This window comes from Neorhizobium populisoli (assembly GCF_019430945.1).
In the GTDB taxonomy this organism is placed as follows: domain Bacteria; phylum Pseudomonadota; class Alphaproteobacteria; order Rhizobiales; family Rhizobiaceae; genus Neorhizobium; species Neorhizobium populisoli.
This window is the reverse complement of record NZ_JAHYCB010000010.1, coordinates 116,152-141,657: the sequence shown is the minus strand read 5'-3', so window position 1 is coordinate 141,657 and position 25,506 is coordinate 116,152. Positions and strand designations below refer to the sequence as shown.

30 protein-coding genes and 1 tRNA gene are annotated in these 25,506 nt (G+C 59.6%); 18 read left to right on the top strand and 13 right to left on the bottom strand.

Annotated features, from left to right (window positions below; all coding sequences use genetic code 11):
* Positions 1-55: 55 nt before the first annotated feature.
* The 3 genes from KX729_RS25180 to KX729_RS25170 form a co-directional block, all read right to left on the bottom strand.
* A complete protein-coding gene (locus KX729_RS25180) occupies positions 56-577 on the bottom strand; it encodes a DUF1697 domain-containing protein (RefSeq protein ID WP_219745239.1) in 522 nt (173 codons plus the stop codon).
* Positions 574-948: a membrane protein insertion efficiency factor YidD gene (gene yidD, locus KX729_RS25175; protein ID WP_219745238.1), complete on the bottom strand. Its 375-nt coding sequence runs from the start codon at positions 946-948 to the stop codon at positions 574-576. Before yidD ends, KX729_RS25180 begins: the two co-directional genes overlap by 4 nt.
* 259 nt (positions 949-1,207) lie before the next feature.
* Entirely contained in the window at positions 1,208-1,651 is a 444-nt protein-coding gene (locus KX729_RS25170; RefSeq protein ID WP_219745237.1) for an iron-sulfur cluster assembly scaffold protein, read from the bottom strand.
* A gap of 300 nt (positions 1,652-1,951) precedes the next feature.
* Between KX729_RS25170 and folE the strand changes: the two genes are divergently transcribed.
* The 3 genes from folE to KX729_RS25155 all read left to right on the top strand — a co-directional run bounded on the left by folE (position 1,952) and on the right by KX729_RS25155 (position 4,172).
* Positions 1,952-2,566, top strand: coding sequence for a GTP cyclohydrolase I FolE (gene folE / locus KX729_RS25165; protein WP_219745236.1), 615 nt, complete (start codon positions 1,952-1,954; stop codon positions 2,564-2,566).
* 13 nt (positions 2,567-2,579) lie between these two features.
* A complete protein-coding gene (gene hisI, locus KX729_RS25160) occupies positions 2,580-3,029 on the top strand; it encodes a phosphoribosyl-AMP cyclohydrolase (protein WP_219745235.1) in 450 nt (149 codons plus the stop codon).
* Positions 3,030-3,206: 177 nt separating this feature from the next.
* The gene (locus KX729_RS25155; protein WP_219745234.1) at positions 3,207-4,172 is read left to right on the top strand and encodes a patatin-like phospholipase family protein; all 966 of its coding nucleotides are present in this window, start codon (positions 3,207-3,209) and stop codon (positions 4,170-4,172) included.
* Between the two features lie 81 nt (positions 4,173-4,253).
* Here KX729_RS25155 and KX729_RS25150 read toward each other — a convergent pair whose 3' ends face one another.
* Positions 4,254-4,688: a CBS domain-containing protein gene (locus KX729_RS25150; RefSeq protein ID WP_219745233.1), complete on the bottom strand. Its 435-nt coding sequence runs from the start codon at positions 4,686-4,688 to the stop codon at positions 4,254-4,256.
* Between the two features lie 102 nt (positions 4,689-4,790).
* The gene (locus KX729_RS25145) at positions 4,791-5,561 is read right to left on the bottom strand and encodes a rhomboid family intramembrane serine protease (RefSeq protein ID WP_246617841.1); all 771 of its coding nucleotides are present in this window, start codon (positions 5,559-5,561) and stop codon (positions 4,791-4,793) included.
* Positions 5,562-5,776: 215 nt separating this feature from the next.
* Here KX729_RS25145 and KX729_RS25140 point away from each other — a divergent pair, with 215 nt between their 5' ends.
* The 6 genes from KX729_RS25140 to KX729_RS25115 all read left to right on the top strand — a co-directional run bounded on the left by KX729_RS25140 (position 5,777) and on the right by KX729_RS25115 (position 11,196).
* Positions 5,777-6,355: a PAS domain-containing protein gene (locus tag KX729_RS25140; RefSeq protein WP_219745231.1), complete on the top strand. Its 579-nt coding sequence runs from the start codon at positions 5,777-5,779 to the stop codon at positions 6,353-6,355.
* A 117-nt stretch (positions 6,356-6,472) separates the two neighbouring features.
* Positions 6,473-7,084 carry a PilZ domain-containing protein gene (locus KX729_RS25135; RefSeq protein WP_219745230.1) on the top strand — a complete coding sequence of 204 codons (612 nt, stop codon included), beginning with the start codon at positions 6,473-6,475 and terminating at the stop codon, positions 7,082-7,084.
* Positions 7,085-7,620: 536 nt separating this feature from the next.
* On the top strand, positions 7,621-8,232 hold the full coding sequence (locus tag KX729_RS25130; RefSeq protein ID WP_219745229.1) for a transglutaminase-like cysteine peptidase: 612 nt from the start codon (positions 7,621-7,623) through the stop codon (positions 8,230-8,232).
* 185 nt (positions 8,233-8,417) lie between these two features.
* Positions 8,418-9,152 carry a hypothetical protein gene (locus tag KX729_RS25125; protein WP_219745228.1) on the top strand — a complete coding sequence of 245 codons (735 nt, stop codon included), beginning with the start codon at positions 8,418-8,420 and terminating at the stop codon, positions 9,150-9,152.
* 155 nt (positions 9,153-9,307) lie between these two features.
* A complete protein-coding gene (locus tag KX729_RS25120) occupies positions 9,308-10,843 on the top strand; it encodes a D-alanyl-D-alanine carboxypeptidase (protein WP_219745286.1) in 1,536 nt (511 codons plus the stop codon).
* 86 nt (positions 10,844-10,929) lie between these two features.
* Positions 10,930-11,196 carry a hypothetical protein gene (locus KX729_RS25115; RefSeq protein WP_219745227.1) on the top strand — a complete coding sequence of 89 codons (267 nt, stop codon included), beginning with the start codon at positions 10,930-10,932 and terminating at the stop codon, positions 11,194-11,196.
* Positions 11,197-11,204: 8 nt separating this feature from the next.
* Here KX729_RS25115 and KX729_RS25110 read toward each other — a convergent pair whose 3' ends face one another.
* The 3 genes from KX729_RS25110 to KX729_RS25100 form a co-directional block, all read right to left on the bottom strand.
* A complete protein-coding gene (locus KX729_RS25110; RefSeq protein WP_219745226.1) occupies positions 11,205-11,642 on the bottom strand; it encodes a DUF1489 family protein in 438 nt (145 codons plus the stop codon).
* 70 nt (positions 11,643-11,712) lie between these two features.
* A complete protein-coding gene (locus KX729_RS25105) occupies positions 11,713-13,113 on the bottom strand; it encodes an L-serine ammonia-lyase (protein WP_219745225.1) in 1,401 nt (466 codons plus the stop codon).
* A gap of 508 nt (positions 13,114-13,621) precedes the next feature.
* Positions 13,622-13,706: transfer RNA gene (locus KX729_RS25100), tRNA-Leu, on the bottom strand.
* 176 nt (positions 13,707-13,882) lie between these two features.
* Here KX729_RS25100 and lipB point away from each other — a divergent pair.
* Complete coding sequence (lipB, locus tag KX729_RS25095) at positions 13,883-14,608, top strand: lipoyl(octanoyl) transferase LipB (protein WP_219745224.1); 726 nt, start codon at positions 13,883-13,885, stop codon at positions 14,606-14,608.
* A gap of 4 nt (positions 14,609-14,612) precedes the next feature.
* Positions 14,613-15,035 (top strand): OsmC family protein, encoded by a 423-nt coding sequence (locus tag KX729_RS25090; protein ID WP_219745223.1) that lies wholly within the window; start codon positions 14,613-14,615, stop codon positions 15,033-15,035.
* 14 nt (positions 15,036-15,049) lie between these two features.
* On the opposite strand, the gene KX729_RS25085 is transcribed toward KX729_RS25090, so the two are convergent.
* The 3 genes from KX729_RS25085 to KX729_RS25075 all read right to left on the bottom strand — a co-directional run bounded on the left by KX729_RS25085 (position 15,050) and on the right by KX729_RS25075 (position 16,435).
* Entirely contained in the window at positions 15,050-15,550 is a 501-nt protein-coding gene (locus tag KX729_RS25085; RefSeq protein ID WP_219745222.1) for a BON domain-containing protein, read from the bottom strand.
* A 79-nt stretch (positions 15,551-15,629) separates the two neighbouring features.
* Complete coding sequence (locus tag KX729_RS25080; protein WP_219745221.1) at positions 15,630-15,884, bottom strand: BON domain-containing protein; 255 nt, start codon at positions 15,882-15,884, stop codon at positions 15,630-15,632.
* Positions 15,885-15,943: 59 nt separating this feature from the next.
* Entirely contained in the window at positions 15,944-16,435 is a 492-nt protein-coding gene (locus tag KX729_RS25075) for a peptide deformylase (protein WP_219745220.1), read from the bottom strand.
* 185 nt (positions 16,436-16,620) lie between these two features.
* Here KX729_RS25075 and mgtE point away from each other — a divergent pair, with 185 nt between their 5' ends.
* Both mgtE and KX729_RS25065 read left to right on the top strand, forming a co-directional pair.
* Positions 16,621-18,036: a magnesium transporter gene (mgtE, locus tag KX729_RS25070; RefSeq protein ID WP_219745219.1), complete on the top strand. Its 1,416-nt coding sequence runs from the start codon at positions 16,621-16,623 to the stop codon at positions 18,034-18,036.
* 90 nt (positions 18,037-18,126) lie between these two features.
* The gene (locus KX729_RS25065; RefSeq protein WP_219745218.1) at positions 18,127-18,519 is read left to right on the top strand and encodes a MerR family transcriptional regulator; all 393 of its coding nucleotides are present in this window, start codon (positions 18,127-18,129) and stop codon (positions 18,517-18,519) included.
* 23 nt (positions 18,520-18,542) lie between these two features.
* Here the strand turns inward: KX729_RS25065 and KX729_RS25060 are convergent, their stop codons facing one another.
* Complete coding sequence (locus tag KX729_RS25060) at positions 18,543-19,538, bottom strand: acetyltransferase domain-containing protein (RefSeq protein ID WP_219745217.1); 996 nt, start codon at positions 19,536-19,538, stop codon at positions 18,543-18,545.
* Between the two features lie 19 nt (positions 19,539-19,557).
* The gene (locus tag KX729_RS25055; protein ID WP_219745216.1) at positions 19,558-20,256 is read right to left on the bottom strand and encodes a DUF599 domain-containing protein; all 699 of its coding nucleotides are present in this window, start codon (positions 20,254-20,256) and stop codon (positions 19,558-19,560) included.
* Between the two features lie 189 nt (positions 20,257-20,445).
* On the opposite strand from KX729_RS25055, the gene KX729_RS25050 reads away from it, so the two are divergent.
* The 5 genes from KX729_RS25050 (at position 20,446) to KX729_RS25030 (ending at position 25,473) form a co-directional block, all read left to right on the top strand.
* Complete coding sequence (locus tag KX729_RS25050) at positions 20,446-21,366, top strand: DMT family transporter (protein WP_219745215.1); 921 nt, start codon at positions 20,446-20,448, stop codon at positions 21,364-21,366.
* A 155-nt stretch (positions 21,367-21,521) separates the two neighbouring features.
* Positions 21,522-22,172, top strand: a complete 651-nt coding sequence (locus KX729_RS25045; protein ID WP_219745214.1) for a hypothetical protein — start codon at positions 21,522-21,524, stop codon at positions 22,170-22,172.
* 136 nt (positions 22,173-22,308) lie between these two features.
* A complete protein-coding gene (locus KX729_RS25040) occupies positions 22,309-23,577 on the top strand; it encodes a zinc metalloprotease (RefSeq protein ID WP_219745213.1) in 1,269 nt (422 codons plus the stop codon).
* A gap of 31 nt (positions 23,578-23,608) precedes the next feature.
* Complete coding sequence (locus tag KX729_RS25035) at positions 23,609-24,226, top strand: GNAT family N-acetyltransferase (RefSeq protein WP_219745212.1); 618 nt, start codon at positions 23,609-23,611, stop codon at positions 24,224-24,226.
* Between the two features lie 119 nt (positions 24,227-24,345).
* The gene (locus KX729_RS25030; protein WP_219745211.1) at positions 24,346-25,473 is read left to right on the top strand and encodes an S-(hydroxymethyl)glutathione dehydrogenase/class III alcohol dehydrogenase; all 1,128 of its coding nucleotides are present in this window, start codon (positions 24,346-24,348) and stop codon (positions 25,471-25,473) included.
* Positions 25,474-25,506 lie beyond the last annotated feature (33 nt).

Sequence of the window (25,506 nt, the reverse complement as noted above, 5' to 3'; positions counted from 1 at the left end):
CTACGCGGTGCGGCTGATAGCGGTTTTTCGTGTTTTAGTAAAGGCAAGCGGCCGTTCAGCTAATCATTTCGGCGAGCCGGATAACGGTATTGGCATTGCGCATCGTGCCGATGCCGAGCTTCTTCGTCGTCAGCGCCGAGAGAAGCCGCGTCTCGCTCGCCTGCCCGCCAAAATCGACCCAGAGATCGCCGTTGATGATGGCGATCTTCTCATCGGTGCGGTGCTTTTCGAGAAGGCCGATGACGCTTTCCGCCAGCGGCTCGCGCATGACCCGCACGCCGATCTCCGAACCCTCGCGGCCGGGAAAGGGATTGCTGGCGGAAAGTTTCAGCCAGTCGGGGCCAGAACGTACGAGAATATCGACATGTTTGCCGAAACGCTGCTTGAAGGCCGTCTCAAGCCTGCTTTCGATATCGCCAATCGGCGACTCGTCCGCCTCGAACACCAGATTGCCGGTAGAGACCAGTGTCCAGCAGTTTTGATAGCCGAGCCCTTCCGCCATCTCGCGGAGTTCGCTCATGACGACCCGTTTGCCGCCGCCGAGAACGATGCTGTAGAGCAATGCTACATAGATCATATGCCGGTCTCTTTGCGGTGACCGCGCCAATAACGCCATGGCGTCCACCAGTGCTGGCGGTCCTCAAGTCTTTCCTGCACTGGATCAAGCCCGCCGGTGCCACCCGGCCCGCATCGCGAAACGCGAAACAGCGTCATCCAGCCGCCTGGCCAGAGCCCGTGACGAGCGACCGCCTCGTAGCCAAATTCAGAACAGGTCGGGATATGGCGGCAGGAATTGCCGATGAAGCCGGAAAGTGTCAACTGGTAGAGGCGGATCAGCCCCATGCCGATGAGTCGGTCAGGCGTCTTGCCGAATCGGCCGGACCAGTTGCGGGAGTGGTTTTGGAGCGGGCGTTCCTTAGGGTGTTGACAGTCGCGAGCGTCGCACATCAGGAGCGCTCCAAGGAGGTCTCTTCCCATCTACCGTCATACCGTGTCCGCCCCCCTCTGCCCTGCCGGGCATCTCCCCCACAGGTGGGGAGATCGACTCGTGGCCAGTGCACCGCTCCAAGTTTGGCATCACTGTAGTGAGTTGAATCAGCACGAGAGAGGGACGGACGATCGTGCCCCATCCAATCTCCCTCCTTGTGGGGGAGATGGCCGGCAGGCCAGAGGGGGGTAGCCGCAAGCTCCAACGTCACTCCACCAATCACCCAGCAGCAACCAACTGCTTCGCCTCGATCTGATCGATCGCATCCACCACTGCATCAAAAGTCAGCATGGTCGAAGGATGCCGCGCCTTGTAGTCCTGGACCGGCTTCAGATACCGCATGTCCTCAAACCGGCCTTCCGGCCCCTCGCCGCCTTCTTTCAGCATGGCGAGCATGTCCTCACGCGCCTTGCGCAATTCGGCGGACGTTGCGCCGATCACATGCCGCGCCATGATTGAAGAAGAAGCCTGCCCGAGCGCACAGGCGCGTACTTCATGGGAAAAGTCACTCACGGTATCCCCATCCATCTTGAGATAGACGCGCACTTTCGAACCGCAGAGTTTCGAATGTTTTTCCGAACTCGCATCCGCATCCGGCAGCGCGCCCGCATGGGTAATGTTGCCGGCGAATTCGAGGATCTTGCTGTTGTAGATATCGTCCATGGAGGCTCGCTTGCAGTCCTTGAGGTCGGAATCTGAACACTGTGTCCCGTCCCGCGGACTATCACAAAGGGGTTCTGGCAATTATATGTGATGTCGGCGCAGGGTCATCAAGAAACGATGTTTTCACGAAATCCTACCGATTTCGAAATAGGATATCTTGTAAAAACGCGCCTGAGGGGTCAGATAGCCCCGGATTGCCCAAAAATCAGCCGCCCCTATGCCCATATCATAGTCGCGCTTCGGACAGTCCATGAGTAAAGCCAGTCGGATGCGGCCTTGAACCGCATCGGGAGACGATAGATGGATGCCATTGTGAAGAACTTCCCGGCCTCGAAGGAAACGCAGGCCCGCCCGAGCCAGCAAGAGGCAGAAGACGCCGTTCGCGTTCTGCTCCGTTGGGCCGGCGACGACCCGGCGCGCGAAGGCCTGCTCGATACCCCGAAGCGCGTTGCAGCCGCTTACGGCGAACTGTTCGGCGGTTACGAGCAGTCTCCGGAAGAAGTTCTCGGCCGCACATTCGAAGAAGTGTCCGGTTACGACGATATCGTCCTGGTGCGCGATATCCCGTTCTTCTCCCATTGCGAACATCACATGCTGCCGATCATCGGCAAGGCGCATGTCGCCTATCTGCCGAAGGGCCGCGTCCTTGGTCTCTCCAAGATCGCCCGCGTCGTCGAGATCTTCGGCCGTCGCCTGCAGACGCAGGAAAATCTGACGGCACAGATCGCCAGCGCGATCGACGAGACCCTGCAGCCGCGCGGCGTCGCCGTGATGATCGAAGCCGAGCATATGTGCATGGAAATGCGCGGCGTGCAGAAGCAGGGTTCGCATACGCTGACGACGACCTTCACCGGCGAGTTCAAGGCGAATGCCGCCGAACAGGCCCGGTTCTTCACGCTCGCCCGCAACCGCTGAGAAGCTGGCCAAAATGTCGATCCCGTTCGAAAAGCCATCCGCCGACAAGGCGGTTCTGGAAGGCGCAGGTGCCTTCACGCCCAAATTCGATGCCAATGGCTTGGTAACCGCCGTCGTGACGGATGTTCACGATGGCGAGTTGCTGATGGTGGCGCATATGAATGCAGAAGCGCTGGCGCTGACGATCGAAACCGGCATTGCCCATTATTACAGCCGTTCGCGGGACAAAATCTGGAAGAAGGGCGAATCCTCCGGCAATCTGCAGACCGTCCATGAATTGCGCACCGACTGCGATCAGGACGCCGTCTGGCTGAAGGTTTCGGTCGCCGGACACGATGCCACCTGCCATACGGGACGCCGCTCCTGTTTCTATCGCACGGTAACGAAAAGTGACAGCAAGGCTGTCCTTGCAATCACCGACGATCACCGCCATTTTGATCCCGATACGGTTTACTCCGGCTAGGGAATTCAAGGCGTTGTGGTCTCTCCGGCTCTTCGCCTGCGGCCTTGGTTCCCAAGGGAACCAATTGGGCATCTGCCTCGTTTTTCGCCACGTCCCATCGGAATAAACGATTTCGAAACTCCTGAAGGCGTTTAATCGTCAGACGGGGTAGTGTTCAGCCTTGGAGGGTGTTTATCGATGCTGAACTGGGGTTGGAATCGTCATGATCCACACGCGGCGCCTGCCGAGGCAGGCGGCACGCAAGTTATCGAGCCCAAGCCTCCCGAAATCATCGAAGCTCCCCGAAAAGCCAAACTCGCTCTCGCGCTGGGTGGCGGCGCCGCTCGTGGCTGGGCGCATATCGGCGTGCTGCGTGCGCTGGATGAATCGGGCATCGAAGTCGGCATGATTGCGGGCACCTCGATTGGTGCTCTCGTCGGCGGCTGTTATCTCGCCGGCAAGCTCGATGAGCTCGAAACCTTCGCCCGCTCGCTCACTATGCGGCGGATTGCCGGTTTCCTCGACCTTACTATCGGTGGTGCGGGCCTGCTCGGTGGGCTGCGACTGACCAAGCGCATGCAGGAACATCTGGATGGCCTGAATGTCGAGGACCTCGATCGGCCGTTCGTATCGGTGGCGACGGAGCTGCATAGCGGCCACGAGGTCTGGATTTCCAGCGGCTCGCTGATTACCGCCCTGCGCGCATCCTATGCCCTGCCCGGCATTTTCGAGCCGATTAAATGCAACAATCGCACGCTGGTCGATGGCGCCTTGGTCAACCCGGTTCCAACTTCGGTCTGCCGCGCCTATGAACAGCCGCTCGTCGTGGCGGTTAACCTGAACTACGACATCTATGGCCGCTCGGCGGTGGTGAAACACAATGCCAGCGTCCAGCCGATCGATGACGGCCGTCGCAAGCAAGTCGACAACAATGTGCGGACCGGGGTTGCCGGCACCATGGTGCAGGCCTTCAACATCATCCAGGAACGGATTTCCCGCGCGAGGCTCGCGGGCGACCCGCCGGATCTGGCGCTGCACCCGCGCGTCGGCGATATCGGCATGTCCGAGTTCCACCGGGCCGGCGAAGCGATAGATCGCGGATATAATGAAACCATCGCACAGATCGCCGCGCTGAAGCGTATGCAGGACGTTTTCGCACGATAAGGTTAGGTCGCCTCCATCAAATGAAGGCGAAGTCCACGAATCTGTTCGAAAGCCTCGCACCCAGCGAGGCTTTCAAAAAAATCAGCCGGCGATATAGGCCTTCATCTGCTCGGCTTCGAGTTCGGCCTCGCGGATACGCGACTTCACCACGTCGCCGATTGAAATAATGCCGGCCAGTTTGCCTTCGTGTTCGACGGGCACGTGACGAAAACGTCCGGAACTCATCATTCCCATCAACTCATCGACGGTCGTCTCTTCCCGACAGCGCGTCACCGCGGTGGTCATTGCCGACTTGACCGGCTGGTCGAGCACAGATGGCCCCTTGCTGGCAATGGCCCGCACCAGGTCGCGCTCGGTAAAGATGCCAGATATCCGGCCTTCCATGCCGGTAATCACCACGGCACCGATCTTCTTGCTGTTGAGAATGTCGGCGACTTCCAGAAGCGTCTTGTCCGGCCCGACGGTCACTACGTCGCGGCCTTTGGCATCGAGCATGTTCTTGACGACTATTGCCATGGTTCTCTCCTCGCACCACCGGTCGGCGCCAACCTTCCTCCGGAAGGCGCCATGCAGCAATTCACCGCATCTGATGGATGTTAGGGCGAGGTCAAGGCCAGATCAAGACCGCGTGAAAGGCAGATGCGCCGCGGCCGGCAGAGGATCGAACAGGCCGAACAGCAGAAAGCCGAACAGGAAGCCACCAATATGCGCATCCCATGCGATCGGCCCGACATCCGCACCGAACAGCGACACGCCGAAGGCGATCAGCAGGTTGCCGAAGAACCACATGGCGGAAAAGGTGACGACCGTGCGATTGCGGAAGGCACCTGCTATCGACTGGCGCGGATAAAGATGACCATGGGTGCGATCGTATCCGCGCCTGCCGGGAAAGGCGAAACGGCAGGCGGCGCCCATCAGCCCCGAGACGACACCCGAGGCGCCGATTAACAGGGTCTGATCGCCCCAGTTCAGCGCCGCATGGAAGAATGCCGCTGCGACTGCCGAAAAAATCCAGAACAGCGTATAGCGCAATGCGCCGAAACGTCTGGCAACCGGGGCGCCGAAGGCCATCAGCCAGAGCGAGTTAAAGACAATATGCTCGATGCCGCCATGCAGCAGCGAATAGGTGAAAGGTGTCCAGAGCCATTCGAACCCTTGATCCGCCAAAGGATAGATATAGCGCACCGGCGTAAACGCGAATGTTATGACGAAATAGGCCCGCATATCGGCATCGAGCAGGTATTCCTGCACCACGAAGATAACGATCAGCAGCGCGAGCGTGACGACGATGCTCCGTGGCAGGTTAAATACCGGCGGTGAAGTTTCTCTTTCCCCTTCGTCCCTCTCCGGTCCGTCTACAAAATCGGGGCCGTTATCGCTGTTCGTCAAAATCGCTGTCCGTCCATCCAGAATGTTCCGCAAGGCATATAGGAGCGACCGACCAAAGGGAAGCACGGCAGAATGTCGCCGGCCGCCGGCCAATGCATCGAGAATTAACCATCCACTAACCCTATTAGCCTGCCTGTGGCACGGTTTTCGCTGAATGATCAGAACCGATCGTGCATGAGGCGCGATCTGCATCAGAATGTGACAGGTGAGTGCGGATGCGGAACCAGGCCAGCCGGGCAGTCTTCGACTACTGGATCAATATCAAGCGCGATCGCCCTGCCCCTCTGCGCACCGAAATCGATCCGGCGGCCCTGCGTCATCTGCTGCCCTATCTTTTTATTGCAGCAAACGACGCGGACGGCGTGCCCAGTTTCCGCCTGGCGGGCACCCGAATCTGTGACCTGTTCGCCCGTGAATTCCGTGGAGCGGCATTTGCCGAGATGTGGTTGACGAGCGACTACCGGCGTTCCGTCGAGATCGTTCATAATGTCATTCATGACGAGGTGCCGGCGCATATCGAAGTCGACGCGGTGAATGGAAAATATCGCCATCCCCATGAAATGCTGCTCCTGCCGATGAAATCGTCGGAACATGAGAGAAGCGACAGGGTCCTGGGTGCTCTCCTGCCGCAGACGGACCGCTATCCGGAAACGGAACTGCCAGTCAAAGGCCTGGCACTCGACAACTGGACCTTCCTGACCGGCGACGTCTCACATTTCGGCATGCCGGTCATTGCCGACCAGCGCGGCCTTGGCGAACGCCTGCGCCGCATCTTCCCTGACCGTCGCATTTGATCATAATCACTTAAATCGCGGCATTGCGCGGCTCAACGTTCGATAGCGCCCAAACCTTCTGTTAACCGCAGCGCGCTATCTCTTTAACAGGTTTCTCTCAGAGAAAAGCTTCCGTAGATGTACTCTTTCCAATCCTCGCAGACACCCTCCGCCCAGCCACCTCAGGCCCAGAGAGCCTTCCAGCGTGTGTCTGTGAACATCCCGGGTCGGCTGATGCTTGCAACTCACGAGGAGTTTCCCTGCAACGTCGTCGACATGTCGCCGGGTGATGTATCTTTCACCTGCGTCGGCCGTCCGATCGCAGGCGAACGCGTCATCGCTTATCTCGATCATATCGGCAGACTGGAAGGCACCGTCCTCAGCCTGTCGAACACCGGTTTCGTGATGTCGATCAACGCGACCGACCGCAAGCGCGAAAAGCTCGCGGCGCAGCTGACCTGGATTGCCAACAAGCACGAACTCGGCCTGCCTGAGGATCGCCGCCACGACCGTCTGACGCCGCGCAGCACCCGTTGCGAGATCACGCTCGACGACGGCCGTCGTTATGCCTGCCGCATCATGGACCTTTCGCTGTCGGGCGCGGCGGTCGATATCGATATTCGCCCTGCACTTGGCACGCCTGTGCGGCTCGGCAACATGCGTGGCCGTGTCGTCCGCCATTTCATGGAAGGCGTGGCGATCGAGTTCAACTCCGTGCAGTCACGCGAGACCCTCACCGAATTCCTCTGATTACCTCAACAGCGATCATTTGGATCCAGAAAAGGGTGGCCTCGGCCGCCCTTTTTCGTTTCTAAAACTTCCGCGGGCCCACCAAATCCGTGCCCGAAACGGGTCGCCTGTATCAAAACGAACTTTTTTTCGAAAAAATGTGCTCTTTCGGCACTTTTTTCGAGGTTCTAAAACACGGATTTCTGCTCGTTCAAGCGCCTCGAAGACGCATTCGAATGGCATCGAGGCGATCGAAGTCGTGCAAAACAGGGGCTTACCGACAGCCGATGGCAGCCTCGGCCGCTCTCGCCACAAAGTCCAAAACTGCCGATCATTCAACGTCATAGCGCGAAAACGCGCGTCGATGGACCGCCGAATAGGTCCAATTTTATGAAAATACGCGGCAAATTTGCGCGGTATTTTAGAAAAATGAGATGCGTATTTGACGCATGTTTTAGTCAAATTGAATTCAAATAAGAGTTTGATTTTACTACGAGATTTTGCGGTCGATCAAACCCTGTCTGGCAATGTCTTCCCAACAACGGGGAGACAAAAAAATGAAATACAGCAAGGGACTGAAACTCGCCGCAGCCGCTGCTTTCGTGGCACTCGTTTCTGCCGGAAACTCCTTCGGCATGCCGGCTGGCGCAATGCGTATCATCGGCAATGCCAACCCGCCGCTCGGCCATTATGAGTTCTGCCAGACCTATGTCAGCGAATGTGCGAAGACCTATACGGACGCAGGTCCGCTGGCGCTGACCGAAGATCGCTGGCGCACGCTTCTCGACGTCAACTATACGGTCAATACGTCGATCACGCCGATGACCGACCAGGAAATCTACGGCGTCGAAGAGCGCTGGGCCTATCCCCGCACCGTCGGCGATTGCGAGGATTTCGTTCTGCTGAAGCGCAAGATGCTGATGAAGAAGGGTTTCGATCCTTCCGACCTGCTGATCACCGTCGTGCTCCAGCCGAATGGCGAAGGCCATGCCGTGCTGACCGTGCGCACCGACCGCGGCGACTTCGTGCTCGACAACATGCGCAACAAGGTCATGCTCTGGACCGATACCGAATATACCTATCTCAAGCGCCAGGCGCAGGATGATCCAGCCCGCTGGGTCAAGCTGCAGGACGGCCGCGCCACCGCCGTCAGCTCCGTCAGCAAGTAAGCCGAGTATTACGTCTCCCCATGGCGGCCGCGATCATGATGTTCGGCGGCCGCCTTTCGTTTTCATTAACAAAACATTAACCGCAAATCGCCAGACTGCCGTCATTCGCCTGCCCGCACCTGTATCGCGTTCCTGTTCCAATCCGGAGCATAGCGAATCGTCCAAACGAACACGGAACGCAGGTCATGGCAGCTCCAGCCCCCAATCCATCGATCACGGAAGAAGAACCGCTGATCTCCAGCCGTTTCGTCTACCGGCTGACAGCCGTTGTCGCGGTACTCGCCCTCCTGACCATCGGAATCAGCATCGGCGGACGCTGGTTCGGTGAACGGATCGCGCTTGCGGGCCATACCGACAGCACCGAGCAGTTTGCAGTCCAGATCGGCCTCGACAAGCTGACGCTCTTCGCCAATACGATTCGCTTTCGCGACCAGCGCCAGTCGGGTACCGCAGAACGGGTCGACCTCTATCTGACCTGGCCCGAAATGCAGGGATACAGCGCCGGCCTCAGGCAGCGATTCGATGACGTCGGCCAATCCTCCGCCCTGATTTTCCTGCAGTTTTCGCAAAGCACCATGTCCCGCGACATGTCCGGCCGGCTGGATCCCATTTATACCAATCTGTTCGACGGCGCCGCGCAGCCGGTCAATTTCGGCCTGACGCTTCATCACCTGCGTGCCGATTCCGGTTACGGCAACGAGATCATCCTCACCGCACCGCGGGATGGTCAGCCCGATTACGTGGTCCGCTGCCTTCTGCCTGCCGCCGGCGAGCGGCCGAATAGCGGCGATTGCCAGCGCGATATTCATATTGGCCAGGACCTCACCGTGCTCTACCGATTCTCCAGCGCGCTTCTGCCCGACTGGCAACATATTGATGCTGCAGTTCGGCTTTTTGTCGAAAACCGGTTGGCCAGGTAGTAACCGCGGACGGGCGGAAATCCCTTAAATGATGCGTAAAATGCGGCATAACGTGGCAAGCCGCCATTCATCATAAACCTCTTGGTAACGCTGTTCTCTTAGATTGTCGGACAACGGCTGCGACGGGGGAGCGTCCGGACGTGGGTAAGAAAATGATGCAAGCGATGAGTGCGGCAGTGTCTAAGAAAATGTTCTCTGCTTCCTTCCACAAGGATGGCGCGACGTCTCCGAGGCGAATTCTCGGCTTCTTTGTGGGTATTGTTCTGGCGGCTTCAGCCCTTACGACGGCTCATGCGCAGAGCGCGCCGAAATATGCCGGGATTGTCGTTGATGCCAAAACCGGCAAGGTCTTGTACGGCGAAGATCCGGATGGCCTGCGTTATCCCGCATCGCTCACCAAGATGATGACCGCCTACATGACGTTCGAAGCGCTGGAAGCAGGTCGCATCCGCCTCGACACTCCCGTACCGGTTTCCGCACACGCTGCATCCCAGCCGCCGACCAAGCTTGGCGTTCGTCCCGGCGGTGCCGTCAATGTCGACCAGGCGATCCGCGCCATGGTAACGCGGTCTGCAAACGACATGGCGACTGCCCTTGGCGAACTGATCGGCGGCTCCGAAGATCGTTTCGCGCAGCTGATGACAAGCAAAGCCCGCGCGCTCGGCATGACCCGCACCAGCTATCGCAACGCCAACGGCCTGCCCAACACCGCGCAGATGACGACGGCCCGCGATCAGGCTCGTCTCGGCATCGCTCTCCGCCAGCATTTCCCGCAGTATTACGGTTACTTCGCCATCCGCAGCTTCACCTTCGGCAGGCAGGTCATCGGAAATCACAACCGCCTCGTCGGCACGGTTTCGGGCGTCGACGGCATCAAGACGGGTTATACCCGTGCTGCCGGCAGCAACCTCGCCACATCCGCACAGCTCGATGGCCGCTCGATCGTCGCCGTCATCCTCGGTGGCCGCTCCAGCGCCGCCCGTGACAGCAGCATGCGCAAGCTCGTCGCCGAATATCTCCCGCAGGCCTCCCGCGGCGGCAGCTCGAACCTGATTGCTCAGGCAGCCCCGACCGCGCCGATGCCGTCTGCTCCGGTTCGCTCGGCGCCGGCCGTGACCGCCACGCAGTCCGAAGCGCGCCAGATGGCTGCCGCCTTCGATCTGCCGAATGCCGGTCCGAAGCCAGGCGCCCGTTACAATGAAGAGCCTATCGCTTCGTCTGCCGTTGCTTATGCGGCGGAACCGGAAGCCAAGAAAGTCATCAGCCAGGCCATGATTGCTCCGGCAACCGCAAGCGTTGCAGCCGTCCCTACCCCGGCGCCGGAATACATTCCGGAGCGTAGCGAAGACGTCTCTCCGCGCCGTGCCGGCCGTGGCACCGTCGATGATGTGACGACCGCATCCACCAGGCCTTCGTCCAAGCCGGTTCAGCAGGCCGTTGGCCCGAACGGTTGGGTGATCCAGATCGGTGCGTCTCCGACCCAGAAAATGGCTCAGGATCTCCTGCAGAATGCGCAGGATAAAGGCGGCAAGGTATTGCGTTCCGCCAAACCTTTCACTGTCGCCTTCTCCAGCAATGGCGAACAGATCTACCGCGCCCGCTTCGGCGGCTTCGATGACCAGAAAGATGCCACCGATGCCTGCAACGTTCTGAAAAAGAAGGGCATCAGCTGCTGGGCCTCTCTCCAGTGATCTCTATCGGATCAAAATACCGCAATACCCGCGCCGGATGTTCGGCGCGGAGAAATCTCGAAAGTAAAGCGTAGACGGGGTTTCCTATGGGAATGAATGAAAACAGCGCGGAATTCGCCTTCCGGCCCGCGCAGAAGAAAGCCAAGGGCATTGCCCTCAATCCGCTTCATGAGGCAGCAATGCGCCTTGCAGGTGTCGGCATCAGCCGATCGAAAGAAAAGACACGCGATCTGGTCACGCTCTTGCTCAGCCACGGCGCCCGCGCCTGGCGTCATTCACAGCCGGAAGCGAATATCCACCTGCATATCGGCACCCGCGCCGGCCGTGCACCGGTTCGCATCAAGCTGCGCTGATCCTCAGCTTACAGAAGACCGAGTTCGGCGAGTTCACGCCGCAATGATTCAGGAAGCGCCGCAACGTCCTCGCCCAGTCTGCCGAGGTCGCGCGGCGCTTCTTCGTCTTTCAGATAGCGCCAGCCCTGAAAAGGCCTTTTCGGCTGGGATGCGGTCTCGATTACCTCGGGACCGAGCAGAAGATGGCATCGCTGAATGCCGTCGCCGCCGGTAAACGTCTCGATGTCGAGCAGCTTCTGGCGGGCCATGACCTGGCCCTTGATCACCCAATAGAGCGATCCGCCATCCAGGAGCTCCTCGGCACGTTTCGGCACCATGCGGGTTGTGTGGACGCTGTGTGGCTCGAGGCCGGCCGCAATCGCGTTCAGCGACTTTTCCGCCACCCATTCCTGAAGGTCCTGGATGGAATCGGCGCCGACGCAAAGTTTTAAGAGATGAAGAGACATTCGCTCTTTGAAGACCCATTGAAGAGGGAGGTCAAGCGTCCTCCCTCGCCGTCCACAGCGGCAAAAGGAATCAGCACTCGACGACGTTGACGGCGAGACCGCCCGTCGAGGTTTCCTTGTATTTCTCGCTCATGTCGTTGCCGGTCTGGCGCATGGTCTCGATGCAGGCGTCGAGTGGTACCAGATGCGTGCCGTCGCCCTTGATCGCCAGCGAGGCGGCGGTCACGGCTTTCACGGCACCAAAGGCATTGCGCTCGATACAGGGCACCTGCACGAGCCCGGCGATCGGATCGCAGGTCATTCCGAGATGGTGCTCCAGCGCGATCTCGGCAGCGTTCTCGATCTGCTCGGGCGAACCGCCCATGACGGCGGCAAGCCCCGCAGCAGCCATTGCCGCCGCAGAACCCACTTCGCCCTGACAGCCGACTTCGGCACCCGAAATCGAAGCATTGTGCTTGATGATGCCGCCGACGGCTGCGGCCGTCAGAAGGAAATTGCGAATATCTTCCTGTGTAGCATCCTCATGGAAATGCAGGTAATAGCGCACCGTCGCCGGGATCACGCCGGCTGCACCATTGGTCGGCGCCGTGACCACACGGCCACCGCCGGCATTCTCCTCGTTGACCGCCATGGCGTAGACAGAGAGCCAGTCGTTGGCCAGCAGCGGGTTGAGGCGGTTGCTGCGCCATTCCTCGTTCAGCCTGTCGTGGATCGCCCTCGCCCGGCGTTTCACCTTCAGTCCGCCGGGCATGATGCCGTCGACCTTCAGGCCACGATCGATACAGTTCTTCATCGCGTCCCAGATACCATCCAGGCCGGCATCGAGTTCAGCCGCGCCAAGCTTGGTCTCCTCGTTCGCCCGCTTCATCTGGGCGATTGTCAGCCCGGAGCCGCGCGCCATGTCGAGCATCTGCTTGGCGGAGGAGAAGGGATAAGGCACGCGCGAATCGGAGGACGACTTCTTGGCGCTGCGCATTGCCTCCAGTTCGATATCCGTCACCACGAAACCGCCGCCGATCGAATAGTAGATCCGCTTCAACAGCAACCGGCCGTCGCGATCGAGCGCCGAAAAGCTCATGCCGTTGGCATGGCCCGGTAGGGGCTGCTTCTTGTCGAAGATCAGATCGGTCTTTGGCTGGAATTCGTAAGCCGGATGCCCGGGCGGCTGGACACGACCGGTCCGCTCGACCTCTTCGATGATCTCGTCCATGCGATCCGGATCGACCTTGGCCGGCCCCTCGCCGACAAGCCCGAGGATGACCGCCCTGCCCGTACCATGCCCGATGCCGGTGAAGGCGAGCGAGCCATGCAGGCTGACCTTCAGTGACGCCACATGCGCACCGGCCGGTCGCGGCCATTCGTTGGAAAGAATGAGCTCGAGAAAACGGTTCGCCGCCGACATCGGTCCCATCGTATGGGAGCTCGAAGGGCCGATACCGATCTTGAAGACGTCGAAGACGGACAGGAACATGATGATCCGCTCTGTAAAATCACTTGTGTCCGGGAGGCTATTCCAGGCCGGCGCCGATCCAATCGCGGCTGCCCGACATCGGCTTTGACAGCCGCGACATTTACCTCCCGTACCGCCTCATATGGAACCGGCGCGGCAGCATTACCACGCCGTTCGGGCAAAAACAGGCCGGATAAGAATGATAAGCACGCGGAGAATCGCGAAAGGGGTCAGAAAGCACCAAAAAGATAGGCGAGCGCGAAAGCTCCGCCAAAACCCATGAGCGCCTTGAATGTCACGCCCCAACAGGATTTCTGGGTGGTCTCTTCCATTTCGTCTCCTTCATCACACCGCATGGGTCGAGCTCCTTGAATGCTCGCCATGCCTAACGATGTATTAAAAAGAAGGCAGCCGAGCAATGTGGAAAATGGCGAAAACGTGGCAAGTGCTTAACACGTTAAATCGCGGAAGGTTCCGAAATGCGAAAAAGGCCTGAAAAAACAAAACCCGGCCGAAGCCGGGTTTGTTTTGGTGCGGTCGAGAAGACTCGAACTTCCACGTCTTGCGACACAGCGACCTCAACGCTGCGCGTCTACCAATTCCGCCACGACCGCATCGTGGTAGATCCGACTTGCGCCGGCGAGGGAGCATTTAGCAAAAGGATTTTGGGTACACAAGAGCGTCGTGACACATTTTTGAAGGATAAAAACTGCCTGTGGAAATACCTATATAAAGATGGCCCCAAAAGCCCGGCTTGCGGGCACATTTTGTTTTTGCCAGAAGAACTTCCATGCTGACACGTACAGACCTCACTCTTTCCATGCTGCCTGAAGACGGCTCCCCGCCGGTTCGCTGGCGAATCTCCGATGGCCTTGTGCCCTATGAACAGGCCGTCGCCGAGATGGAGCGGGAAGTCGCCGACATCGCCGACGGCAAGGCGGACGAGCTTGTCTGGCTGCTGGAGCACCCGCCGCTTTACACGGCCGGCACCAGCGCCAATTCCACCGATCTCATCGAACCGGACCGATTCCCGGTCTTCGCCACCGGCCGCGGCGGTGAATATACCTATCACGGGCCCGGCCAACGGGTGGCCTACGTGATGCTGGACCTGAAACGCCGGCGGCAGGATGTGCGCGCCTATGTGGCAGCGCTCGAACAGCTCGTCATCCGGACCCTCGACATGATGAACGTGCGCGGCGAACGCCGCGAGGACCGAGTCGGCGTCTGGGTGCGCCGGCCGGAGAAACCGCTCCTGCCGGACGGCACGATGGCGGAGGACAAGGTTGCAGCGCTTGGTATTCGTCTGCGCCGCTGGGTGAGCTTTCACGGGCTGTCGCTGAACGTCGATCCTGACCTCTCGCATTTCTCGGGCATCGTTCCCTGTGGCATCAGCGCCTATGGCGTCACCAGCCTCGTCGACCTCGGCCTGCCAGTGATGATGGCGGATGTGGATATCCGGTTACGAGAGGCTTTCGAGGAGATTTTCGGAGCAACCGTCTCTGAAAAGCAGGAATAGGAAGATGGTGGAACTTAAGGTCAAGGTCCGACCGATCGGCGCAACTGCGGTGCTCGGCAGACTTGGTCACCCCAAGGTGACCAGTGAGACGAACGGCAGCGTGGATGTGGTGACCGGTGCGTCGGAAGTCGGCTTCAACCCGCTCGACCTGATGTTTTCGTCGCTTGCCGCCTGCCTCGTCTTGAGCGCCCGCATCGCGGCAAGCAAGCTCGGCATGCTGGATCGGTTTCGCGAAGTGAACGTTCACGTTGCGGGCGAGAAGGCCCATGAAAGCCCATCGCGGATTACCCGCTTCATCATCGACATGAAAATCGAAGGCGACTTCAGCCGGGAAGAAAAGACTGAAATCGCCCATATGGCGGAAGAAATCTGCACCGTGAGCAATACGCTCAAAGGCACTCCCGAATTCACGATCGCTGCGAACTGACGTTCGGCAAAGAATCAGTCTTCGTTGGGAATGCGGCTGTCCACGCCGGCAAGTCTCAAATTATTGACGATGGCACGCACGCCGTCGATCTTTTCGACCTCTCTGACGATGCGCTGCGATGTCGCGCGTTCATCCACTACACCTTCCAGCGTTACCTTGCCGCTTTCGACATGCAGATCAATCGAATCGATTTCGACGATGTCGAGCTCCAGGAGCCGGTCCGTGATGCGTTCTTCCAGATCGTCGGCATCCTCACGACCGATCGTTTCAGGAAAAATGCCATCGCGGAGGCGCTGTTCCGCGCCATCGGCATCCGCATCCTCGATCCGGTAGCCCGGATTACGCTCTAGGTCGAAGTTCGCTGCCGGCTGGCCATAGGCGGTATTATCGACCGCGCGCGAGCCTGCGCCCGCAGCGTCGTCATAAGGCCAGCCCTCGTCGATATTGCGGTCGTCATAGTCGCGAAAATCCTCTTCGCGGGAAATGTCGTCAACCTTCTTGGTCTTGGCCGGCATGGTCTTCTCCTGTCGTCTTTGCCGTTGGCTGACCCGGCGCATCGAGCAGACGCGCCGGGCAAAGCCTTATGGCTGGTACCTAATGGCCGGTGGACGCGCCGTCTTTGCCCGTAAGCGTCAGACGGCTTTCGACATCATGTACGCCATCCACCATTTCCGTGCTCAGCACCGCTTTGCGGGCCGAAAACACGGTATCGACAGAACCCTCGAGGGTGACCTTGGTTCCCTGAGCATGCGGCTCGATCGCCGATGCGTCCACGTCCGGCAGTTCCGCCAGACGCTGGGTAACCTTCTGCTCGAGATCGGTATTTCCGTTGTTCAGTTCGCTCGTCATGGTCGCTCTCCTTGTTGGCCAGACGAGCAGTGAACGAATATGACAATCTTTGGTTTCGGCTATTTTGCCTTTTCCCATTTCTTCACGAGCCGGTCGCGCTTCAAGCGCGACAGCCGCCGCAGCCAGAAAATTCCGTCCAGCTGGTCGATTTCATGCTGCATGCAGATGGAATAGAACCCATCCGCATCCTCCTCGTGAAATCCACCGTCCAGATCCTGGTAACGAAACCGGACCTGCCGCGGCCGTTCGACTTCTTCGGTCGCGCCCGGCATGGAAACGCTGCCTTCCGTGTAGATAATGGTCTGTTGCGACGAGGAAAGGATTTCCGGATTGGCGTAGAAGCGCGGCCCCTGCTCTTTCGGAAGCTCCAGAACGACAAGCCGGGTGAACACGCCGACATGCGCAGCCGTCATGCCGACGCCGGGTGCTGCGCGCATCGTTTCCAGCAGATCGTCAGCCAGGGCCGCAAGCTCAGCATCAAAAACCGTGACCGGTTGGCAGAGCGTCGACAGGCCCGGATGCGGATATTTCAGGATCGGGCCGATGGCCATCTTCAAGCGTCCTTAATGTCATTCCCGTATGGATATGTCCGGTACCTGCTGGACCGGAAGAGACAATTGTTCTAGCAGGAAAACCGGCGACATGAAGACGACCGCCGGATGCGGCTATCCGGTTGTTGACAATAAGCTTTTGGCCGCCATCTTCATTTCATCGGGCAAAGCAGCGAGGGCGGCAGATGAGCGATATCGGCGAAGACATCCGCCCGCGCAGCCAAACCGACGACGCGAATGCCGACATCTATTCCGAGGAAGGCTCGATCCGCGCCGACTTTCTGGCGATGGTGGGTGCAGCGATCGCCGATCGCGACACGCTTTTCCTGCGCAATCACGTCGCCCGCCTGCACGAATCCGAACTCGGCGACCTTCTCGAAGCCATCCTGCCCGATCAGCGCCATGCGCTCGTCAGACTGCTGGGCACCGACTTCGACCTGACCGCACTCACCGAAGTCGACGAAGCGATCCGTATGGAGATCGTCGACCAGATGCCGAATGCGCAGATCGCCGCGCAGATCGGCGAACTGGATTCGGACGACGCCGTCTACATTCTCGAAGACCTCGATCACGCTGACCGGGAAGAAATCCTGGCGCAGCTGCCGTTCACCGAGCGGGTGCGGCTGCGCCGCGCGCTGGATTATCCCGAACAGTCGGCCGGCCGCCGCATGCAGACGGAATTCGTCGCCGTGCCGCCTTTCTGGACGGTCGGCCAGACGATCGACTATCTGCGCGACGACGAAGACCTGCCGGAGAGTTTCACCCAAATTTTCGTCATCGATCCGACCTTCAAGCTTCTCGGCGTGCTCGATCTCGACCGTGTCCTGCGCGCCAAGCGGCAGGTGAAGATCGAGACGATCATGCGGGAGACCAACTATCCGATCCCGGCCGACATGGACCAGGAAGAGGCCGCGCAGCTTTTCGAACAATACGACCTTCTGTCCGCCGCCGTCGTCGACGACAACGGCCGCCTTGTCGGCGTGCTCACCATCGACGACGTCGTCGACGTCATCCAGGAAGAAGCGGAAGAAGACATCCTGCGCCTTTCGGGTGTCGGCAACGAAGAACTCTCCGACTCCGTCCGGGAAACCTCGCGCTCGCGTATTCCCTGGCTGCTGGTCAATCTTTTCACTGCCTTCATATCCGCGTCCGTCATCTCGCTGTTCGAAGCGACGATCGAGCAGGTCGTGGCACTGGCGATCCTGATGCCGATCGTCGCTGGCATGGGCGGCAATGCCGGTTCGCAGACCATGACGGTGACGGTGCGCGCGCTGGCCACCCGCAATCTCGACATCCACAATGCCTGGCGCGTCGCGAGACGCGAGGCGGGCGTCGGATTGATCAACGGCGTCGTCATCGGCTGTCTGGTCGGCTGCGTAGCCGGCCTCTGGTTCCACGATGTCCATATCGGCCTGCTGATCGCCACGGCGATGATGATCAACATGTTTGCCGCGGCCATGGCCGGCATCATGATCCCGCTCGTTCTCGATCGCACCGGCGCCGATCCGGCCGTTTCCTCGGCGGTTTTCGTTACAGCCATTACCGATACGACGGGCTTCTTCTCGTTCCTCGGACTGGCGACCCTCTGGCTGATCAACTGACAGTTCATTTCAGGCTGCCTGATTTCAACACCTTCGAAAAATTGACTGTTACGTAAAAGTCAATTATTTTGCTCGGGCGGATAACAGGACATGGTCGTGGATAAATATTACAGCATAACGGAACTGACACGGGAATTCGGGGTCTCCACGCGCACCCTTCGGTTCTATGAGGATGAGGGTCTGATCCATCCGGAGCGCCGTGGGCGCACCCGGCTTTTCCGCGCCGCCGACCGTCGCCTTATCCAGGAAATCCTCCGCGGCCGTCGTATAGGCTTCACAGTTGCTGAAATCCGCGAAATCATCCAGGTCTACAAGGAGCCGCCCGGTGAAATGGGCCAGCTGAAGCTGCTGATGAAACGTCTGGATGAAAAGCGCGACGATCTTCGCCAGAAGCGCAAGGATATCGACGACACGCTCGCCGAGCTGAACAATGTCGAGGAAGCCTGCCTCACCCGCCTTGCCGAAATCGGCGTCGGGACCTGAGCGGTCCCGGTCTTCCCATTCCCCTATTCGCCGAGCTGGGCGCCGATCGAGCATTCCTCGACGATCGCCTGAACGCGATTGTCCTGCAGCGCGATATTCCCCTTCAGCATCGGCTCCATCAGCGACTGGGCAATCAGCCTGTCTGCCGTGCAGCCGCAGAATTTCTGGCAAAGTTTCGTATCATTGCCTTCGCGCGTGCAGCCCGCTTCGCAGGTAAGAACGTAATTGTGCCGCGGATCCGGCGGCGGGGCCGGATGCACGAGCGAAAAGAGATAAACGAGCGCGATCAGCACCGGCTGATGCACGAGATAGACCAGAAGACTGTGCCGGCCGGCCTTGGAAAGCAGGTTCTGCCTTGTCTGCACGGCTGCAAGCCCGGATAGCCAGTTCCGGGACATGGCGATCCTGGCAATCGTTACGCCCGCAAGCAAAGCTGCGATCCATGGGAAGAGCGGTACGTAGTCGTTCGAGCGCGGCGGGATTTCTGCAAAGCCGAGCCAGCTCAGCCAGCGCGTGTTGAAGACGGCAGAATCCAGCGTCCCTGGCGCAAGACTGTAATCGGCCAACATCGCGGCGATGACTACCAGCACGATTACGCCCGTGACCAGCGGCGGCAGCCGCAGAAAGGCAAGGCCGATCAGGCTCGACAGCGCGATATTGTGCAGGATGCCGAAATAGATCCACTCACCCGGAAAGGCGATATAGGTGGCGATGCTGATCGCGGCTGCGGCCCCTGCAACCATCGCAAACCGCTTCCAGAACGACTGCCAGCGAATGACCGGAAAATGCGCCAGGACCAGACTGACACCCGCCAGGAATAGGAAAGAGCTGGCGATCGAGCGCGCATAGATGCGGAAAAAGCCCTGTGTCGCGGTGCCGGGATCGAGGTAACCGAAAAACTCCAGATCCCAGGTAAAATGATAGGTCGCCATGGCAATCAGGGCGACGCCGCGCAGCGTGTCGATCAGCGTGATGCGAGGGGTGCGGAGCGCGGGGCTGGGATTTTCGGCAATGGTCAATTTATGGATGCTTTCTGGATTAAGGGATATCGCGATCCATCAGCGCCAGCCGCGCTTCAGAAAAATACTGCCGGCGGGCCAGGACGAAGATCACGAACGTGGTCATCGCCATGAACATATAGGGCCCGGCGAACCAGCCCAGATAGCCGACCGATAAAAAGAGTGCGCGCAGCCCGTCATTGAAGTGTTTTGCGGCAATCGTGTTCATCAATACGACCTGATCGGCGGCGCGCTCGGCGGCCGCCTTGTCGATATTCATGTCATGCATCATCGGCAGCGCGCCGAACAGGATGGTGCAATAGTTGAACAGCCGGTAGGACCAGCCGAACTTGAAGAAGGCATAACCGAACAGCGCGGTTAGCCCCGCCACCTTGATCTCGAATGCAGTGCGACCGCTGTAAGCGACGAGCGGCAGATTGCCGAACACGGCCTCCACCTTGTCCGTGGCGCCGAGCAGCGCGAAACAGCCACCGATCGCGAAGATCGAAGTCGAGGCGAAAAAGGCCGTGCCGTTCTGCAGGCCCGCCATGATCTGCGTGTCGATCATCTTCAGGTCGCGCTTCAGGGAATTGTAGATCCACAGCTTACGCCGAGCGGCCATCACCCGGTTGAGGCTGAGCCGCGGAAAGAACCGTGCCCCGGAGCCGGCGGTGATCCAGGAATATCCGGCCCAAAGCAAGGCGAACAGTGCAAGCGCGATATAGTCGGCTGTCGTCATGGATCACCGCGGCGCAGATTCGAGGTTTGTCGTTTCCTCATGCGTCGTTTCGGGGATCGCGGCAAGAGGCTCCGGGCACGCCTTTGCTCGAAAGCGCATGCCGCACCTACCGCATTGCCGGCCGCAACTGAACTTGATCGGTGAGGACGGCTGTGGTTCAAGAGCAAAGCTCCTCGAAAGTCCCCCGACATGCCCTCACCCACCGCTGAAAACCCGCTCAAGGGCATGGCCATCATGGCGACCTGTATGGTCGTCCTGCCCTTGATGGATGCGATCGCCAAATACATGGCGACCTTCGAGGCCATGTCGCCTGGCCAGGTAACCTTCTACCGCTTCTTCTTCCAGCTCGTCTGCATTCTGCCGCTGGTCGTTTTCACCGGTGCGGCGGTCTTCCGCGCCAAGCGGCCCTGGATGAATTTGCTGCGGGGCCTTTTACACGCGGCGGCGAGCCTGATGTTCTTCTCGGCGGTCAAATACATGCCGCTTGCCGATGTCTTCGCCATCTATTTCGTCGAGCCGTTCATGCTGACCATGATGTCGGCGGTGTTCCTGCGGGAGAAAGTCGGCTGGCGGCGCTGGCTCGCCATTGTGGTCGGCTTCGGCGGCGCAATGATCGTCATCCAGCCGAGCTATGCCATCTTCGGCTGGACGGCGCTGCTGCCGGTCGCCTGCGCTTTTCTCTATACGCTCTATCTCTTCCTGAACCGCGCCATCGGCGAGGCGGATTCGCCGCTCGTCATGCAGACCATGGCAGGGCTTGGCGGCACACTGTTCATGGCTGTGGCGCTCTTCATTGGGAACCGGGCGGGCGGTGCGGACTTCACACCCTCCCTACCCTCATCCTGGCTTGGTCTCGTCCTGCTGGTGATCTTGGGCTCGATCTCCGGCTATATGCATCTCCTTGTGGTCCGTGCCTTCCGGCTGGCGCCGCTTTCGCTGCTGGCGCCATTCCAGTATTTCGAGATCATCTCAGCCACCGTTCTGGGTTATGCCTTGTTCGGCGACTTCCCGACCGCCTCCAAATGGCTCGGCATCGCCATTATCGTCGGTTCCGGCCTGTTCATCATCTGGCGCGAACGGCTCAAATCGAAGCAGGCGACAACATCCTGAGCCGGTCATTGCATGCCGATTAACCTCGTTCCTTGAGCGGCCCTCAACTTTTCGCCGTTACGATCCACATCAGTTTCATGATGAAACGGAGATAGAAGATGGGCGGATACCGCTTTTCTTTTCCGGCATGTGTCATCGCCGGGAAGGGTCGGGTTATGACCGACGATATTTTGATGCTGCGCAGGTTCGCGTTCCCGGACGGTCTCAAGTCTTCGGAGGACGCACTCGAACTTCTGGCGCTGAACGAAGCCTCAATCGAAAAAAGTCCTCAATGGGCGGCTTATCTCGTCGAAAGCCTGGCGATGTTCGTCGTCTATGGCAGCAAGCCGGAAGGCCTGATCGACGAAAACAAGGCGACATGGCTCATGCGCACCTTGTCCGTCGATGGCGCGGTCAAGTCCGCGCTGGAGCTCGAGGTGTTGCTGCACGCCATGGAACTGGCTTGCGAGGTGCCGGAGGATCTCTCGGCTTTCGCGCTGGACCAGTTGCGACTGTCGCTGGAGCCTGAGCCGCGTGGCGCCTATCATGAAGGCCGCCCTGCCTCCGACGGTATCACCAATCACGATCTGATATATATCTGGCGCATTCTGCGCGGCGCTCTGGAGCGTGGCCGGCTGATGCTGTCGCCACTGGAAGCGACGGTGCTGAAACATATCGACGAGCTTGCCGACCCCGCCGTGCTGCATTCCGACTGGCACACGATGATTGCTTCCATCGTCACCCTCGATCGACCGAAGCAGATTCTGCGCAGCGATCGCTGGCTGGTGACCGACGACCAGCACCTGCTGGACGAGGCAGCGGCCTGATACGCCGACTTTGGGCATCGCATTTTAACAATCACCTATACCGCGCAGAAATACCGGCGGGGTAGGATGATACGAAAGCATCGGCGGCAAAGGGCCGCCGGATCGTTTTACATCGGGAACATCTGACATAGTTACGATGACGACCGCCATTTCCATCGCCGTTCTGCTGACCATCAACCTCGGCCTGGTCTGGCTGATGATGGCGGCTCCGATCGGCCGGCGGACGATTGTCTTCCACCGGCAGTTTTCCGTCCGTCCGGAGCGGCTCTGGCAGGCGGTTCACCCAGGCGGAGAGGAAGCCAACTGGAACCCGGCAGTGCTTGCCGCGACGTTAACCTCCTGCAATGGGCAAATCGAGGTATCGTATCGACACCCCGACCGACACGGCGACCCCATCCGCCGTGTCTTTGCCGTGGAGGAACAGGAGAACATACAGGACCGACATTACGCGGCTGTCAGCCACGTCGTGGATGACAGCGCGCTCGACGTTTCCTTCTGGCGCAATTTCGAGGAATACCGAGCGGTCTCCCCCGCTCCGGATGGAGCCACCCTCACCCTCGCTCAGACCGACAACTATCGCGGTCTCGGCTTCTACCTCTTCCGCTACCTAATGATCCGCCGCCAGGTTTCAGCGCTTGCCGCGTGGCTTAAGGGGGAAAAACCCCGCCGTGGGGGCGTGCTCGAACATCCGTCCACGCAAGCGCTTTTTGCCCTGGTCTCCACCCTGCTTCTGTGGCCGTTCTTCGGTTTGAATCCCGCCGGACTGACGATCTCGGTCACGCTGACGATCGTTATCGTCCTGCACGAGCTCGGGCACATGGCGGCCTACCGGGCATTTGGGCACGAGCGGGTACGAATGATCTTCATACCGCTGCTTGGCGGCATCGCTATCGGCAGCCGTCCCTATAACACCCGGTTCGAAGTCGCGACCTGTGCTTTGATGGGGGCCGGCATGTCGGCGTTTCTCGTGCCTGTTGCCATATCCGTTTACGAATTTGCCGTCGACGGAATGCTTCCGCACTTGGCGGCAGGTGCCTCGCTCATCTTCCTTCTCATCCTCGGCGCGTTCAACATCCTCAATCTCCTGCCCATGTCCCGTTTCGATGGCGGGCAGGTCCTGCGGCAAATCTTTCCCGGACGCCGCATGCTTGTCCTTGGTAGTTTCGGCATCACGCTGCTCATGCTTTGGGTCGGTTACAGGATCGGACTTCCGTCCAAGGCTCTGATGGCGGGACTTGCGGTATTTTTGCTGATGAGCCTGATGGGTGCCAGCTCGGTCAAACCCAAAGACAGCCTCGTATCCATGCATCCCGGTGAACGGCTGATGGCCGGCCTTGGGCTTTACGCTGCCGTCGCGGTCCACGCCCACGGCATCGTCTATGCCTGCGATCGCCTCTTCGGTTGACAATCGCCCTGGAACCGGTTCCAAGGCCCGCATGCAAACCGAAAACGCTCCTCTTCCGCTCGGCTATTCCGCCGTTCCGCCCGGCAAGCTCGCAACGGTCGTTACCTGTCTTGAGATGCTCGCGCCGCCACCCGCCCGTGGTCCGCGTACGGTCGATCCGTCACTCGGCCTCGAACACTGGCAGTCGCCCGATGTCGAAAGCTACCGACAGATCTATCGCGCCGTCGGCGAAGACTGGATGTGGGTGTCACGTCTCGAGATGACGGACGAGAAGCTTGCAGCAATTCTCAATGATCCACTCGTCGAGATTTACGTTGCGACGGATAGCGGCCGGCCAATCGGACTGATGGAACTCGATTTCCGCCAGCCGGACGAATGCGAACTCGTCTTCTTCGGCCTCGTGAAGGACGCCATCGGCAAGGGAGCCGGTCGTTTCCTGATGAACCATGCGATCGACAAGGCATGGGCGAAAGCGATCCGCCGGTTCTGGGTGCATACCTGCCACTTTGATTCGCCTGAGGCATTGCCCTTTTACCAACGTTCCGGTTTCCGCCCGTATTGCCTGATGGTCGAGGTCCACGACGATCCCCGCCTGAACGGCCTTGCGCCGAAAACCGCATCGCCGCACGTGCCGATCATCGAAGCCTAAGGCAGATCACCTTTTTGCGACCTTAGGTGTCTGGTTCTCGCTTGAGCGCCGCCCCTTTGCCGTGCGAAGGTCCGCGCGGATTCGTCAAACACGTCAAAAGCACCAAAGGGAGAGACACGATGGATGTCCGCGCCGCCGTTGCCGTTCAGGCTGGAAAACCGCTCGAAGTGATGACCGTGCAGCTGGACGGCCCCCGCGCCGGCGAAGTGCTGATCGAGGTCAAGGCCACCGGCATCTGCCATACCGACGATTTCACCCTGTCAGGCGCCGATCCGGAAGGCCTCTTCCCGGCCATTCTCGGCCATGAAGGTGCTGGCATCGTCGTCGATGTCGGCCCCGGCGTCACCTCGCTGAAGAAGGGCGATCACGTCATCCCGCTCTACACGCCGGAATGCCGCGAATGCTATTCCTGCCTTTCGCGCAAGACCAACCTCTGCACCTCGATCCGCTCGACCCAGGGCCAGGGCGTGATGCCGGACGGCACTTCGCGCTTCTCGATCGGCAAGGACAAGATCCATCACTATATGGGCTGCTCGACCTTCGCCAACTTCACCGTCCTGCCGGAGATCGCGCTTGCCAAGGTCAACCCGGACGCGCCCTTCGACAAAATCTGCTATATCGGTTGTGGCGTCACCACCGGCATCGGCGCGGTTATCAACACCGCCAAGGTGGAGATCGGCTCGACCGCCATCGTCTTCGGCCTCGGAGGCATCGGTCTGAACGTGTTGCAGGGCTTGAAGCTCGCCGGTGCTGACATGATTATCGGCGTCGATATCAACCCGGACCGCAAGGCCTGGGGCGAAAAGTTCGGCATGACGCATTTCGTCAATCCGAAGGAAGTCGGCGACGACATCGTTCCCTACCTCGTCAACCTTACGAAGCGTAACGGCGACCTGATCGGCGGTGCCGACTACACGTTCGATTGCACCGGCAATACCAAGGTCATGCGCCAGGCGCTGGAATCCTCGCATCGCGGCTGGGGCAAGTCGGTGATCATCGGCGTCGCCGGCGCCGGCCATGAAATCTCCACCCGTCCGTTCCAGCTCGTCACCGGGCGCCAGTGGATGGGCACGGCCTTCGGCGGCGCCCGCGGCCGAACCGACGTTCCGAAGATCGTCGACTGGTACATGGACGGCAAGATCCAGATCGATGCGATGATCACCCACACGATGCCGCTCGATGACATCAACAAGGGCTTCGACCTGATGCACAAGGGTGAAAGCATTCGCGGCGTGGTAATCTACTGAGCCACAGGGGCTCTGGATCTTTTGGGGGATGGC